General features: G+C 69.7%; 16 protein-coding genes and 1 tRNA gene. 8 read left to right on the top strand and 9 right to left on the bottom strand.

Annotated elements, in window-relative coordinates; all coding sequences use genetic code 11:
* Positions 1-107: 107 nt before the first annotated feature.
* Positions 108-178: transfer RNA gene (locus NO978_RS05925), tRNA-Gly, on the top strand.
* Positions 179-392: 214 nt separating this feature from the next.
* Here the strand turns inward: NO978_RS05925 and NO978_RS05920 are convergent.
* A complete protein-coding gene (locus NO978_RS05920) occupies positions 393-968 on the bottom strand; it encodes a hypothetical protein (RefSeq protein ID WP_257298614.1) in 576 nt (191 codons plus the stop codon).
* A 3-nt stretch (positions 969-971) separates the two neighbouring features.
* Positions 972-1,787, bottom strand: coding sequence for an NAD(P)-dependent oxidoreductase (locus tag NO978_RS05915; protein ID WP_257298613.1), 816 nt, complete (start codon positions 1,785-1,787; stop codon positions 972-974).
* A gap of 247 nt (positions 1,788-2,034) precedes the next feature.
* On the opposite strand from NO978_RS05915, the gene NO978_RS05910 reads away from it, so the two are divergent.
* From NO978_RS05910 to NO978_RS05885, 6 genes are all read left to right on the top strand, one after another.
* Positions 2,035-2,574: a hypothetical protein gene (locus NO978_RS05910; protein ID WP_257298612.1), complete on the top strand. Its 540-nt coding sequence runs from the start codon at positions 2,035-2,037 to the stop codon at positions 2,572-2,574.
* A gap of 116 nt (positions 2,575-2,690) precedes the next feature.
* Positions 2,691-3,143 (top strand): universal stress protein, encoded by a 453-nt coding sequence (locus tag NO978_RS05905; protein WP_257298611.1) that lies wholly within the window; start codon positions 2,691-2,693, stop codon positions 3,141-3,143.
* Positions 3,140-3,454: an MTH1187 family thiamine-binding protein gene (locus NO978_RS05900; RefSeq protein ID WP_257298610.1), complete on the top strand. Its 315-nt coding sequence runs from the start codon at positions 3,140-3,142 to the stop codon at positions 3,452-3,454. Before NO978_RS05905 ends, NO978_RS05900 begins: the two co-directional genes overlap by 4 nt.
* Before the next feature lie 33 nt (positions 3,455-3,487).
* The gene (gene mch / locus NO978_RS05895) at positions 3,488-4,420 is read left to right on the top strand and encodes a methenyltetrahydromethanopterin cyclohydrolase (protein WP_257298609.1); all 933 of its coding nucleotides are present in this window, start codon (positions 3,488-3,490) and stop codon (positions 4,418-4,420) included.
* Entirely contained in the window at positions 4,417-4,914 is a 498-nt protein-coding gene (locus tag NO978_RS05890; protein WP_257298608.1) for a hypothetical protein, read from the top strand. The genes mch and NO978_RS05890 overlap by 4 nt, the downstream gene beginning before the upstream one ends.
* Before the next feature lie 75 nt (positions 4,915-4,989).
* On the top strand, positions 4,990-5,664 hold the full coding sequence (locus NO978_RS05885) for an HAD family hydrolase (RefSeq protein WP_257298607.1): 675 nt from the start codon (positions 4,990-4,992) through the stop codon (positions 5,662-5,664).
* Between the two features lie 30 nt (positions 5,665-5,694).
* On the opposite strand, the gene NO978_RS05880 is transcribed toward NO978_RS05885, so the two are convergent.
* From NO978_RS05880 to NO978_RS05865, 4 genes are all read right to left on the bottom strand, one after another.
* Complete coding sequence (locus NO978_RS05880; RefSeq protein ID WP_257298606.1) at positions 5,695-6,648, bottom strand: M48 family metallopeptidase; 954 nt, start codon at positions 6,646-6,648, stop codon at positions 5,695-5,697.
* A 95-nt stretch (positions 6,649-6,743) separates the two neighbouring features.
* Positions 6,744-8,357, bottom strand: a complete 1,614-nt coding sequence (locus NO978_RS05875) for a GTPBP1 family GTP-binding protein (RefSeq protein ID WP_257298605.1) — start codon at positions 8,355-8,357, stop codon at positions 6,744-6,746.
* Between the two features lie 80 nt (positions 8,358-8,437).
* A complete protein-coding gene (locus NO978_RS05870) occupies positions 8,438-8,809 on the bottom strand; it encodes a hypothetical protein (protein ID WP_257298604.1) in 372 nt (123 codons plus the stop codon).
* A 75-nt stretch (positions 8,810-8,884) separates the two neighbouring features.
* Positions 8,885-9,460, bottom strand: a complete 576-nt coding sequence (locus NO978_RS05865) for a J domain-containing protein (protein WP_257298603.1) — start codon at positions 9,458-9,460, stop codon at positions 8,885-8,887.
* Positions 9,461-9,652: 192 nt separating this feature from the next.
* On the opposite strand from NO978_RS05865, the gene NO978_RS05860 reads away from it, so the two are divergent.
* Positions 9,653-9,826 carry a hypothetical protein gene (locus NO978_RS05860; protein ID WP_257298602.1) on the top strand — a complete coding sequence of 58 codons (174 nt, stop codon included), beginning with the start codon at positions 9,653-9,655 and terminating at the stop codon, positions 9,824-9,826.
* On the opposite strand, the gene pyrF is transcribed toward NO978_RS05860, so the two are convergent.
* The 3 genes from pyrF to NO978_RS05845 all read right to left on the bottom strand — a co-directional run bounded on the left by pyrF (position 9,823) and on the right by NO978_RS05845 (position 12,840).
* Positions 9,823-10,662, bottom strand: coding sequence for an orotidine-5'-phosphate decarboxylase (pyrF, locus tag NO978_RS05855; protein WP_257298601.1), 840 nt, complete (start codon positions 10,660-10,662; stop codon positions 9,823-9,825). The two genes, NO978_RS05860 and pyrF, sit on opposite strands and share 4 nt — an antisense overlap.
* Before the next feature lie 67 nt (positions 10,663-10,729).
* Positions 10,730-11,692: a beta-ribofuranosylaminobenzene 5'-phosphate synthase family protein gene (locus NO978_RS05850; protein ID WP_257298600.1), complete on the bottom strand. Its 963-nt coding sequence runs from the start codon at positions 11,690-11,692 to the stop codon at positions 10,730-10,732.
* 191 nt (positions 11,693-11,883) lie between these two features.
* Positions 11,884-12,840, bottom strand: coding sequence for a glycosyltransferase (locus tag NO978_RS05845; protein WP_257298599.1), 957 nt, complete (start codon positions 12,838-12,840; stop codon positions 11,884-11,886).
* Positions 12,841-12,961: the final 121 nt, after the last annotated feature.

Genomic DNA, 12,961 nt, shown 5'->3' with positions numbered 1-12,961 from the left:
CAGAGTAGTATACAATCCCCCGCTTCCGTCGTGTGGTTCTCTCTGCCGAAGGCCGACCGATTCGGAAGCCTTTTATTTATTCCTCCAGTTGTTCAGAATGCGAACGGGCGCTGGTAGTGTAGTGGTATCACGTGACCTTGCCATGGTCACAACCTGGGTTCAAATCCCAGCCAGCGCACTTCTGGAACTTCACGACGACGAGCGTAGCGAGTCGTTCGAAATTCCAAAATTCTCGATGGGGTTTGAATCGGGGACCCACGAGCAGCGAAGCGAGCATGTCCGCCGTGGTTCGAGTCCCAGCCAGCGTAGTGCCCTCACCCCCGACACGCGACGAGCGGAGCGGCTACATTCGACTACGGTTCAGGCGACCCCGGGTCGAGATGGGACCGGAGTCACTCCTCGAACTGGTCGTACGTCTTCCGCTTCTCCTCGGTGAACTTGGGTCGAATCCGGGTCAGGTAGAGCAGGAACAACACCACCGCGACGGCGAACGCGGTGCCGAGTGCGGCGACGAACCCCAGCCACGTGTACGTGGCGAAGAAGACCATCCCAGCGGCGACGGTGCCGTACACCAGCATCAGTATCTCCGGGATGTCTATTCCCTTCTCGTCACGGAAGTCGAGTCCGTTCTCGAAGAACCGCCGGTAGCCCGGGTCGAGCCCGAACTCCCGGATTGCGAGCGCCTCTGTTCGGAGCGCGAACGCGAGGAACGGGACCCGAAGTGAGTACACGACGAAGAACCCGAGCAAGGAGAGCAACGCTCCGAACAGGGCGGCCGCTGCCTTCGCGTCGTCCGGGAGGTCGGTCCCGACGATGGTGAAGATACCAGTGAGGACGAGTGCCCACATGCGCGTATACGACCAGACCTGATTCTCGACGTGGCGGGCGTGCAACCAGTACTGCTCGTAGACGTCTCGGAGTATGTCCCCGTCCTCGTCGTCCGCAGGGGGGTCAGGCGGTGACGACATGGGTTACGGTGGCTCGCTCCAGTCGTCGGCCCTGTCTTCGGGGCGATACCCGAGGACGGAGCGTGCATGCTCCAGGTCGAACCAGCGGGTCGCGTTGTCACTCACACCGTAGAACACGTCGAACGTCACCGACTCGTCGGACAGACAGCAGTCGACGAGCTGAGCGAGGTCCCGCCGCGAGTGCCAGGTCGCCTTCATCCGCTCGACAGCTCGACGGTAGGCGGCACTCTCCCGGTCGAACTCGCCGACCGCGACGCCACGCTCGGCGTCACCGTAGGGGTGGTCGTACTCGGGTGGACGGACGCTCGCGATTCGGAGCGCGTAGAACCGTTTCGGGTAGTCGAACGTCTCGACGTACTGTCGTCCGAGCCCTTCTCCGAACAGTTTCGATGTCCCGTAGAACGAATCGGGGCGGGGAGCGGTTCGATGGTCGAGGACGACACCGTGGCCCGCCTCGTACAGTTCGGGGGCCAACTCGGTTTCGTACTGGCCGACGACGTGGTTCGACGAGGCGAACACTACGCTCTCCAGCTCGGCCTGCCTGGCGGCCTCAAGGCAGTTGTAGGTGCCGACGATGTTGTTTCGAAGCACCGAGTCCCAGCTCGCCTCCGTGGCGGGGTCGGCCGCGAGGTGGACCACCGCATCCTGACCGTCGAACGCCGGTCGAATCTCGTCTAGCTCGGCGATGTTGGCCGTGATCGAGTCGTGATTCGCACTCTCGGAACGGTCGAGGTAGTCGAAGGAGTACTGTTCCGATAGATGCTCGATAACCGCTGTCCCGACGCGGCCGAACGCACCAGTGATGAGAACCTCGTCCATGTGCGTGCCCATGTCTGGTTGTGGTATTAATCGTGTGGTCGTGTGACACTCAGCCCGTTCGTGGTCGAGACGGATTCCGGCCACGCTCGAGTGGGGGAGAATCGGCGGTCGGTCCGTACCATCATCAGTGGCCCGTACGACCATCATCACAGATAGCCAACGAATCGCAGTACAGCGCCGCTACCAGCTGATTCCACATTCACTCCGTGACCCAAGTTTTTACCACTCGGGCCGCCGAAGAAAAGTGATGGGTTTCATCGAGCGACTCTCGGCTCTGTTCGACCGTGGCAGAACGGGAACACCGGATGCCACAGCGACGAACGGCGGGGGGCCGGATGCGACCACTGCAGGGCCGCAGGAACCGGAGACTGAGTCACGGGCGACGGCCGAGACGGAAGCAACGACCACCGAGTCCGACGGGCGGCAGGCGACCGACGACGAGTCAGCGCCCGATCCGACGGCCGCGTTCGCCGAGCAGGCGGCGGCGCTGGCGGCGGACCACCCCGACCTCGACGGCTCGCTGGGCTCACTCGCCGCTGCGGACGACCTCGCGGCGACGAGCGACGCCGACGAGACGACGGTGCTGGCACTGGGGAGCTACTTCGGCGAGACGCTGCTGTCGGCACACGACGGCGAGTGGACGAAGCCGGAGGGCGGCACCTGGGCGGTCGTCCTCGACGGCGCGGAGACGGACGTGACGCTGAACGCGTTCCAGCTGGCGGGCGAGGTCATCCACGGACCGACGACGTTCGCGGCGACGTACCGTGCGGTCGAGCGACGGCTGTAGGAGGCGGGTCCGTCTGCCGACAGCCCTCGTGGGCACGTTGCGTGCGTATAACTGACATGGGTGTGGTCGACTGACACCGACAACCATTTTTAAACTGCCTCGTGAACAGGTCAGCCATGGAACGCATACTCGTAGTCATCCGGAACAAGTCAGCGACGACTCGGGAACTCGTACACGAAGCGGGCGAGGTTGCGGCCGGAACAGGAGCGGAGCTACGCCTGCTCCACGTCATGCCCGACGAGGAGTACGACGAGCGGATGTCCTCGCGACTGGAGAGCAAGACGGGCGGCTACTCGCTCGACGAGGCCGAAACCGAGGCGAAGCGACTCGCCGCGGAGGTCGGCCGCCGCGCCCTCTCGGACGTCCACGTGGAGTACGACGTCATCGCCGCGGTGGGCCACGAGGAGGAGACGATTCTCGATATCGCCGAGGACCAGGAGTGCGACCACATGTTCATCGCCGGCCGGCGGCGCTCGCCCAGCGGGAAGGCGCTGTTCGGCGATCTCACCCAGCGCATCCTGCTGAACTTCGACGGCATGGTCACCGTCCACCTCACCGACGAAGAATGACGACCGTCGCCTTCCTCTCGGTCGCGCCCGTCGTCGAGGAGAGCATGGCTGCGGAGGTGGCGGAGGCTGTCGCGGCGCTCGACGAGTTCGACGTCTCCTACGAGACGTCGCCCATGGGGACGACCATCGAGGCCGACGACGCCGCGACGGTCTTCGCCGCCGCACAGGCCGCCCACGAGGCCGTCGACGGCGACCGCGTCTCGACGTTCCTCAAGATCGACGACAAGCGCGCGGTCGAGACGACCGCCGACGCGAAGGTCGACGCCGTCGAGGAACACCTTGGGCGCGAGGCGCGCTCCGGCGAGAACTGAAACCCTTTACGCGGAGGCACACAACGGCCGAGCATGGAGAGTCTCAACCGGATGGCCATCGAGCTCGTGGACGAGGCCATCGACTTCGCGGAGGTACTCGACGTCGGCGCGTACGAACTGGAGAACGAGGCGACGGTGCTCGACTTCGGCGTCGACTTCGACGGCGGTATCGAGGCCGGCACGCTGCTCACCGAGATACAGACGGCGGGGATGGCAACCGTCCAGACACGTATGGACGAAGTCGCCGGCGCGCCGCTGCGCTACGTCGACCTCGCCACCGACCACCCGGACCTCGCGCTGCTGTGCTCCCAGAAGGCCGGCTGGGAGGTCGGCGTCGAGGACTTCGAGGGCCTGGGCAGCGGCCCGGCTCGCGCCCTCGTCGGCACCGAGGACGTGTTCCGGAAGGTCGGCTACCACGACGCCTTCGACCTGACCGCCCTGACCATCGAGTCCGACGCGCTCCCCGGCGAGGCAGTCGCCGAGCACGTCGCCGACATGACCGAGACGAACCCCTCCTCAGTGTTCCTCGTGGGGTTCCGAACCGCCAGCCTCGCGGGCAGCGTCAGCATCGCGGCCCGGGCCGCGGAGCTTGCGGTGTTCCGCCTCTCGGAGCTCGGCTACGACCCGCGGGACGTGATCTCGGCGTCCGGCACCGCGCCCGTCGCCCCCATCGCCGGGTCGGAAGAGGCCGCCATGGCCCGGACGAACGACGCCCTGGCCTACGGCGGGCAGGTCCACCTCACGGTCCGCGAGGAGTTCGACCGCTTCGACGAAGTTCCGTCCGCGGCGCGTGAGGAGTACGGCGAGCCCTTCGAACAGGTGTTCGACGACGCCGGCTGGGACTTCTACGACATCGACGAGAGCGTGTTCGCGCCGGCGCAGGTCACGGTCGACGTGGTCGGTGGCTCGACCGCGGTGTACGGGGAGACGGACGAGGCGGTGCTGGCGGAGTCGTTCGGACTGTGAAGGTCAAACACGTCCCGGCCGCGCCCGACGACCTCACGTTCGTCGAGGACGCACAGGGCGCGGTCCCGCTGGTCCCCGACAGCCAGGACGACTGCTGTGCCCGCATCCTCGAGCGCACTGACCTCCGCTCCCGCGACGAGGCCGCCACCTGGCTCACGTTCCTCCGCGGGCTGGGCCTCGTCGAGCGCGGCCCGTCCGGCTACAGCCGCGTCCGCCGCGAGCCCGACCCCGAGTTCCTGCGCGAGGCGTTCCGCGACGGCGTCTTCGGCGTCGACGCGGTCCTCGCTGCGCTCCGCGACGCCGACGAACCGCTCACCGCCGCAGCGACTTTCGAGCGCGTCCGGGACGCTATCCCGGAGTGGGAGCGCCACAAGAACCCGAACACCTGGACCGACGTCTGGACCGAGACGGTCGGGCACGAGCTCGACTGGCTGGTTCGCCTCGGGCTGGCCGACCGCGTCGACGACCGATACGTGATCGCCGCGGACGGCTGAGGCGGTGGCGGACCCGAGTCCGCGTTCGCGTCCGGTCCAGTCTTTTATCACCCAGCCCGACCCAGTACCGACCGAATGACCGACGCCGACGTCGACACCGTCCTCTTCGACCTCGACGACACGCTCTGCCGGTACGAGCGGAGCGTCGACGAGGTGCTCTCGCTCGCGTTCGATCACGCGGAGGTCGACCCCGTCTTCGACGCCGACGACTACGTCGCCAGCTACGACGACTACGCCGAGCGCGCCGACAGCATCGACGACCTCCGCCGACGGTGCTTCGCGGACCTGGCAGCGGACCGCGGCCTCGCGGCCGACGACGGCCGCGCAGTCGCCGACGCCTACACCGAGACGCGGGACCAGACGGCGGTCGAGCCACTGCCGGGCGCGACCGCGGCCGTCGACGCGCTCGCGGCCGACCACCGGCTCGCCATCGTCACGAACGGCGCGCCGGAGATGCAGACCGCGAAGCTGGGTACGCTCCCGTTCGCGGACCGGTTCGAACACGTCGTCCACGCGGGCTACGAGGCCCCCGCGAAGCCGAGCCCGGAGCCGTTCCACCGCGTGCTCGACCTGCTCGACGCCCGCGCCGACCGCGCGGTCCACGTCGGGAACTCCCTCAGCTCGGACGTGCGGGGAGCCCACGCCGCCGGCCTGCGCTCGGTGTGGCTCGCCGACGGCTCGACGCCGGAGCCGACGCCCACGTACGCGGTCGAGCGACTGGACGAACTGGTCGAGCCCCCCTGGTGGTAGCTCCGGCGCACGACCGGGGGCGACGCGTCGCTACTCGACCTCGATCGGCGTCCACGCCTCGTCCGCCCGTTCGAGCAGGCGTTCGACGCGCTCACGCATCGGTGGGTGGGTCGCGAGCAGCCGCGTCACGCCGCCGTCTTCCTCGCCGTGGATGTACAGCGACGACAGCAGCCCGCTGTCGGGGTTCGAGGCGCGATCGATGCGGGTCAACGCGCGGGCGAGGTCTTCCGGCCGCCCGGTCACCTCGGCGGCGCGGTCGTCGGCGACCAGCTCCCGCCGCCGGGAGTGCGCCCGGAGCAGCAGTGTCGCGACGACCGTGGAGGCGACGACGACCCCGGCGACGACGACGTACGCCCGTTCGACGTGCTCCGAGAGCGATTCGAGCGGCCGACCGAGCACCAGCCGCACTGCGCGACGGAGCCCCACGACGAGCAGCCCGACGGGCAGTAACAGGAGGAAGAGCAGGCCACTGAACGTCTCGATGACGCTGTAGCCGAGCGTCTGGACGAGGCTGTCGCGGCTCTCGACGTGAGCGAGCTCGTGGGCGACGATAGTCTCCAGCTCGTCCAGCGTGAGCAGGCGGAACAGCCCCGCGTCGAGGACGATGGCGCTCCCGTCGGCGCGGCCGCCGATGGCGAGCGCGTTGGGCATCGGCATCCGGCCGACGAGCAGCGTCGGCTCGCCGACGTCCATCGCATCGGCGAGCCGTTCGACGCGAGCGTGCAGCTCGGGGGCACGGTCGCGCGGGAGCTCCGTCGCTTCGAGCGCGCCGAGGATGCGGGCGGTGCCGCCGCGGTAGCTCGCGTAGCCGAACACCAGCGCGGAGAGGAGGAGTGCGACGGCGAGCCAGACGGGGTCGGGGCTGCCGGTCCAGAGGACGGCGAACACGCCGGCGAAGAGCGCCCCGAGCAGCAGGTACAGTACGAGGAGGACCAGCCCGGTGGCGACGGTGAGGAGCCTGGTCGTCAGGGCGTCGGAGTCCATCTGGAGTGTGGCTACGGTCGGTGGTCTGAAACCGTTACCGGGGAACGACACCGCTGACCGGCGGCGCGACGGCCGGGCCTGTGTGGAGGAGCTGGCTACTCCCGGTGCACGTCGGTGACGGTCCCGACGCCCTTGGACTGGCCCTCGCGGAAGACGAACCGCTGGCCCTCCTCGACGAGGTAGGGCTGGAACTTGAAGCGGACCCTGGCGTGGCCGGTGTCGCCGGGGAGCAGCTGGCCGTCCGCCGGGTGGAAGACGGCGGCCTCGCTGATGGTCTCGACGTGGACGACCGGCTCGTAGCCGTCGTCGATGCGCGTCGGGTGGTTGAGCACCATCACGTCGGCCTCGAACTCCCGAACCGTGGCAGGGTCGCTCTCACGGGGGACGAGCGCCATTCCGCGCGAGATCTCCGACTCGCTGACGCCCTTGAGCGCGATACCGACGATGCGGCCCGCGCGTGCCTCGTCGACGCGGTGGTAGTGCATCTCGATTGACCGCACCTCGACCTCGCGCCAGTCGCCGTCGGGCATCGGCCCGAGCAGGAGCTCGTCACCGGCCTCGACCTCGCCGGCCATGATGGTGCCGGAGGCGACCGCGCCGACGCCGGTCACCGAATAGGTGCGGTCCACGTACATCCGGAAGTCGCCGTCGTCGCCGGCGGTCTTGGGGAGCCGCTCGAACAGCTCGTCGAAGGTGTCCAGTCCGTCCATCGTCACCGCGCTGGTCGTGACGATGGGGACGACCGTCTCGCCGATTTCCTCGACGGCGGCGTCGACCCCGTGGCGCGCGACCCGCAGCGGCGTCTTGTCGACCTCCCGCAGCAGACGCTCGACCTCGCGCTCGACCTCGCGCAGGCGCTCCTCGTCGACGAGGTCGGCCTTCGTGATGGCGACCATCGTCGGGAGCTCGGTCGCGAGCAGCACGCCGAGGTGCTCGCGGGTGGTCTTCGTCGGCCCGTCGTCGGCGGCGACCGTCAGGAGGCCGTAGTCGAGCTTCTGCCCGACCAGCCCCCGGATGGTGGTCCGGAGCCACGGCTCGTGCCCGACCGTGTCGACGAAGGAGACGAGCCGGTCGGCCTCCTCCACGACGCGGGCGCGGTCCTGCTTGCGGTGGGGGTTGTCCATGTGGACCGGCCCCGACTCGTCGTCGAAGCCGTAGACGGCGTACGAGAGGTCCGCGGAGAGCCCGCGTTCGACCTCGTGGGGCTTCACGTCGAGGTAGCCCCGCGTGGAGCCGTCGCCGTCGTCGGACTGGCCGGTGACCAGCGAGCCGACCAGCGTCGACTTACCGTGGTCGACGTGGCCGGCGGTGCCGACGACGATGTGCGTGTCGTCCGTCTCGAGGACGGCCCCTTCGCGGACCGCCGCGACGCCGACGATGCCGCGCTCGTCGTCCTCGCCGACGCCCCACGTCTGGACGTCGTCGATGTGTGCGCCGGCCTCCTCGGCCAGCAGACTCAGCACGTCCATGGACTCGGAGAAGGTGTCGGGCTCGATGCCCGCGAGGCCACCCTCGTCCGTGACGCCGACGACGTACAGCGCCTCCCCGTCGCCGGAGAGGACGCGGTGACGGAGCTGTGCCGCCAGGCTCTCGCGTCGGCCGTCCGTGAGGTGGACCTCCTTGCTGAGCCGTTCCTTGAATTCGACGTTCCCGCCTTCCTGCTCGCCGCGTTCGAGGGCCCGTTCCAGCACGGCCCTGTCGGGGCTCATGGTGTCGCGTTAGCATACAGAACGGAAAAGCCTTCGCGTGTTTTGGGTATTGTTCACACGGTAACTCACGGGAGAACGACTCAGTCCCGCTTCCCGTAAAATAGCGCGAGCCGACCGACGGCGGTCGCCCAGAACCACGCGAGCATTCCGACCTCCGCGGCGACCGGCAGCCCCCGGGGGAACAGCCAGAGGCCGACGGCGATCGCGGCCCCGAGCAGCAGGAGGAACGCCAGCGTGTTGTCGAGCACCGTCGGCGGCTCGAGCGCGTCCTCGAACGCCAGCTGGAGCACCGCCGCCGCCATGCCGACGCCGACCGCGAGCACGAGCGTCCCCGGTCCCGGGAACGGCGGCACCGTCCCGTCCCAGAACTCGAGGTAGACGATTCCGGTGAGCACGACGGCGATCACTACGGCGGTTCGACTCCGCCGCCGGTCGACCGTCTCGGAAACCATACCTCCTCAATCGGCTCCCGACCTGAAAAACTCACACCCCGGCGACGCGGAATCCAGCAACCCGCTCCGCATGCGTCACTCCTCGGAGAGGCGGTCGTACGCCGCCGTCACCTGTTTGAACGCCTCCTCGTCGCCGCCGGTCGTGTCCGGGTGGACCTCCTTGACCTTCTCGCGGTACGCCGCGCGAACGTCGGCCTGGTCGGCACCCGATTCGAGGTCCAGCCGGTCCAGTGCCTCGCTCCGGGTCGGTCCGTCGGTCGTCCGGGGGGCGCGCCGACGCTCGCGCTGGCCCCGTTGCCGCCGGCCGCCCGGCCCCGCACCGGCCGCCGCGGCCCGCGCACGGCGGCGACGCTCCTCCGCCGCCCGACGTGCCTCCCGCCCGAACCGGCTGCGCGGACCGCGTGGTCCCTCCGCCGCCTTCTGCTCGGCCGCCCGTCGCCGTTGTCCGAACGCGTCGCGGTACGTGCCCGCGTCGACGCGCTCGCGCAGCTTCCCACTCGCCTGGAACCAGAACAGGTAGGTGGTCACGGCTAACGGGGCCGCGATCCCGAGGACGAACAGCTCGCGGGTGACGATGGCGACGACCAGCAGCACCGTCGTCAGGCCCGCGAACACCGCCGCCAGACCGAACAACAGCGGTGAGTCTCGCACGAATCGGGGGTAGGGACTAGCCGACCTAATATCTCTCGGTGGTCTGTCCGATGGCTCGACGCCGCGGCTCGCTCCTGTCCCCACCGCATCGTCGTTCGACGAGCCGTGTGGACTCCGGAGAACACGGAGTGTGGGCAGCCGCAACGGCAGCGCCCGGACACACTCAAGGCACGCGGCGTGCTACACGCTCTCATGAGCGTCGAGACCCTCTGCCAGATCTGCGAGGACGCCCGGGCGTCCCACCGGTGCAACCGCTGTGGCGCGATGGTCTGTGACCGGCACTACGAGCGCGAGCACGGGATGTGCCTCGACTGTGCGTCGCGGGCGGACCCGGGGAGCCGCGACGGCGACACGTACCAGTACTAGCGGTGCTGGTTCAGCCGGCGCTTGAGCCGCCGGGCGGCGTCGCCCGCGGCGGCGAAGAACTCGTCCTCGCCGCGAGCGTTCTCGCCGGCGAAGATGATACCCCGCGAGGAGTTGACGAGCCCGACCTCGACGCCGCGTGCCGTGGACTCGGTGCCCTCCGGCAGTGCTGTCAGCCCGTGCTCGACCGCGGCCTCGGCGTCACCACCCTGTGCCCCGACGCCGGGGACGAGGAACGGGAGGTGGGGGACGCGCTCGCGGACGGCCTCTAACTCGTCGGGCGTGGTCGCGCCGACGACCAGCCCGACGTTGCCGTGCTCGTTCCACTCCGAGGCGCGGGTCGCGACTCGCTCGTAGAGGGGTTCGCCCGTCGTGAGTTCGAGGTCCTGGAAGTCGGAGCCGCCGGGGTTCGACGTGCGGGCGAGGACGAACACGCCGGCCTCCTCGTGAGCGAGGAACGGGGCGAGCGAGTCCCGCCCGAGGTAGGGGTTGACGGTGATGCCGTCGACGAGGTCCAGGATGTTCGCGTACTGCCGCGTCGTGTTGCCGATGTCGGCGCGCTTGGCGTCCAGCAGCACCGGTACGTCCTTGCCGTGGGCGTAGGCGACGGTCTCCTCGAGGGCGCGCCAGCCGTCGGCGTCCTCGTAGAACGCCGCGTTCGGCTTGAAGCAGGCGGCGTGCTCGTGGGTCGCGTCGATGATGCGGCGGTTGAACGCCCAGCGCGGCAGGTCGTGGTCGGCGAGGAACTCGGGGATGCGGTCCGGGTCGGGGTCCAGCCCGACGGAGACGACCGTGTCCCGGTCGTCGATGCGGGCCGCGAGTCGGTCGAAGAAGCGCATTGCATCGGAGTGTGCGTGGACTCGTCTTGGACCTGTCGAAGCCGCGTCGTCCCCCGCCGCGGCCGGGTCACTCGACGCGCGCGCCGCGGCTCGCGGGCGCGACGACGCGCACCTCGCCGTCCACGTCGGCCGCCCGGAGCGCGTCCTCGGCGGCCGTGGCGGCGGCGTCCTGCCGGTCCACGTCGGTCAGCCCGTACACCGTCGGTCCCCACGAGGACTGTCCGACGCCGGTGACCGCCGGGTGGCCGGCGAGCTCGTCGACGACGGTGCCGACCGGCGGCCGGAACACGCCGCCCTGCTCGTCGGCGTACCACGCACCGTTGAGGCGGCCGACGGCGGCGACGGCGGCCCCGAAGTCGTCGAGCCGGCCCTCCGCAGCGGCGGGCAGGAGCCGTCGGTTCACGACGCCAGCGACCTCGTCGGCGATACCGGGGTCGGCGCGTTCGACGACCGCCCGCATGCTCTCCTCCTCGCGGTCGCCGTTGCGCCCGCGGGTCGCGTCGGGAACCGCGAGCACGAACCGCCAGTCGGTGGGTAGCTCGTGCCGCGCGACGACGGGCGGGACGGTCCACTCGCCGGGCGCGGGCGGGTCGGTCGTGAACCGTGCCGTCGGGTGCCCGCCGTCGACGACGAACCCGCCGTCCTCGAAGGCGGCGACGCCGACGCCCGAGCGCCCGCCCCTGCCGAGTTCCGGAGCACGCTCGCGGACCCGTGGCTCCCGGTCGTAGGCGTGCGCGACGGCCGCGAGCGTCGCCAGCGCGAGCTGGGTGCCACTCCCGAGGCCGACGTGCCGCGGCAGCGACTCCGCCACTGAGACGGTCGCCCCGGGTACGTCGAGCACCGCGGTTGCGCGCTCGACGTACCGGCGAACCGTCTCGTCCGCACAGTCTACGCTCTCGGCCCGCGTCGCCGTGACCCGCACCCGCGGCTCCGCGAGCGCGACGCCCAGCCCGCCGTAGAGCCGGGCGTGCGCCAGCGAGAGGTTCTGGAACCCGAAATGCAGGCGCGCGCCGACGCCGACCGTTGCCATCGTCGTCCTCTTGGGGCGTGTTGGGGAACCGGTTACGGCGGTGGCAACGGTGTCCGGTGTCGATTGAGAGAACAGGTGGTTCGGCTGTCGATAGGGGCCTGTCAACACATCGAAACCCCCCGGCCGCTCGCCAGCCGCGCGCCGCTCGCTTGCTCGGTGAGAAGTCGTCACCGGCTGTCGAGGTCACCGATCTACAGCCCGTCGACGATGGCGTCCGCGGCCACCCCCGCCCCGTTCTCGAAGCTGGGCGGGTCCGGGGGGTTCGCGACGGCGCGGCGGATGTGCGGCACCGAGTGCTCGATCTGGAAGCCGGTGACGCCGGCCTCCTGGATGACGCGGCCGACTCCCCGTTGCTCGTCGGTGAACGGCCAGATGATGCAGGGCGTGCCGGCGACGGCGGCCTCCATCACCGTCGAGTAGCCCGAGCAGACCACCACGTCGGCGGCTTCGAGGTGGGGTAGCATCGCGGGCACCGGCTCCCAGTCGTCGCCGCCGACGCGGGTGACGTTGTGGCCGTCGTCGCGGAGGCCCGTGACGAGGTCGTCGAGGGAGTTCGAGTAGTGGCTCGGGACGACGAGCACGTCGAAGGGATCGACCGTGCGGTCGTCGTCGCACTCCAGCGCGACGGGCGGGACGTGCGTGACGCCGTCGGGGTCGTCGTCGCAGGCGGGCCAGACCGCCGGGTAGAGGAACTGCTCGCACTCGTAGAGCTGGTGTTTGGTCAGCAGCCAGGTGAACCACTCCTCGACGGCGGCGTCGTAGAAGTGCGGCGAGTTGTGGGTCAGCACGTGCAGCGAGGTGTCGGTCAGCGTGGCGGCCATCGCGGCGAACATGTCGTCGGTGACGAGCGCGTCGGGCTCGGTCCGGCGGAGCCACTGCACGTAGTCGTAGACCCGCTTGCCGCTCATCGGGACGCTGTGGGTGATGACCCGGAGGAGGTTCCCGCCGTCCTGGTAGTCGCCGATGTAGTCGACGACCGCGGGGACGTACTCCTCGTAGCCGTTGAGTTCGACGAACCGCTTCCCGGGGCCGCCGCCGGCGAGGCGGACGGTCGCGCCGCGGTCTTCGAGCGCCTTCGCCACGGCGAGCATCCGCGTGGCGTGGCCGGCACCTTCCGGGTAGTGGGCGACGGCGACCTCGGGATCCATGTCGTCTCGTCTGCCGCGTCCGCGCAAGAAGCTTTTGAAAGGCCAACAGCGCCGGGGCGGCGGTACGCGGGGGTGCCGGTGTCGGGGCGAACGGCCGCGACGGCGCCCCGACTCCCCTCAG

The organism is Haloarchaeobius sp. FL176 (assembly GCF_024609245.1).
Lineage (GTDB): Archaea > Halobacteriota > Halobacteria > Halobacteriales > Natrialbaceae > Haloarchaeobius.
Note: the sequence above shows the minus strand (reverse complement) of the source record. Positions and strands in the feature narration are given on the sequence as shown.

Bases quoted from the DNA above. Each gene is read 5' to 3' on its own strand.
- NO978_RS05920 (WP_257298614.1), bottom strand. From the start codon at position 968: ATGTCGTCACCGCCTGACCCCCCTGCGGACGACGAGGACGGGGACATA.
- NO978_RS05915 (WP_257298613.1), bottom strand. From the start codon at position 1,787: ATGGACGAGGTTCTCATCACTGGTGCGTTCGGCCGCGTCGGGACAGCG.
- NO978_RS05910 (WP_257298612.1), top strand. From the start codon at position 2,035: ATGGGTTTCATCGAGCGACTCTCGGCTCTGTTCGACCGTGGCAGAACG.
- NO978_RS05905 (WP_257298611.1), top strand. From the start codon at position 2,691: ATGGAACGCATACTCGTAGTCATCCGGAACAAGTCAGCGACGACTCGG.
- NO978_RS05900 (WP_257298610.1), top strand. From the start codon at position 3,140: ATGACGACCGTCGCCTTCCTCTCGGTCGCGCCCGTCGTCGAGGAGAGC.
- mch (WP_257298609.1), top strand. From the start codon at position 3,488: ATGGAGAGTCTCAACCGGATGGCCATCGAGCTCGTGGACGAGGCCATC.
- NO978_RS05885 (WP_257298607.1), top strand. From the start codon at position 4,990: ATGACCGACGCCGACGTCGACACCGTCCTCTTCGACCTCGACGACACG.
- NO978_RS05880 (WP_257298606.1), bottom strand. From the start codon at position 6,648: ATGGACTCCGACGCCCTGACGACCAGGCTCCTCACCGTCGCCACCGGG.
- NO978_RS05875 (WP_257298605.1), bottom strand. From the start codon at position 8,357: ATGAGCCCCGACAGGGCCGTGCTGGAACGGGCCCTCGAACGCGGCGAG.
- NO978_RS05870 (WP_257298604.1), bottom strand. From the start codon at position 8,809: ATGGTTTCCGAGACGGTCGACCGGCGGCGGAGTCGAACCGCCGTAGTG.
- NO978_RS05860 (WP_257298602.1), top strand. From the start codon at position 9,653: ATGAGCGTCGAGACCCTCTGCCAGATCTGCGAGGACGCCCGGGCGTCC.
- pyrF (WP_257298601.1), bottom strand. From the start codon at position 10,662: ATGCGCTTCTTCGACCGACTCGCGGCCCGCATCGACGACCGGGACACG.
- NO978_RS05850 (WP_257298600.1), bottom strand. From the start codon at position 11,692: ATGGCAACGGTCGGCGTCGGCGCGCGCCTGCATTTCGGGTTCCAGAAC.
- NO978_RS05845 (WP_257298599.1), bottom strand. From the start codon at position 12,840: ATGGATCCCGAGGTCGCCGTCGCCCACTACCCGGAAGGTGCCGGCCAC.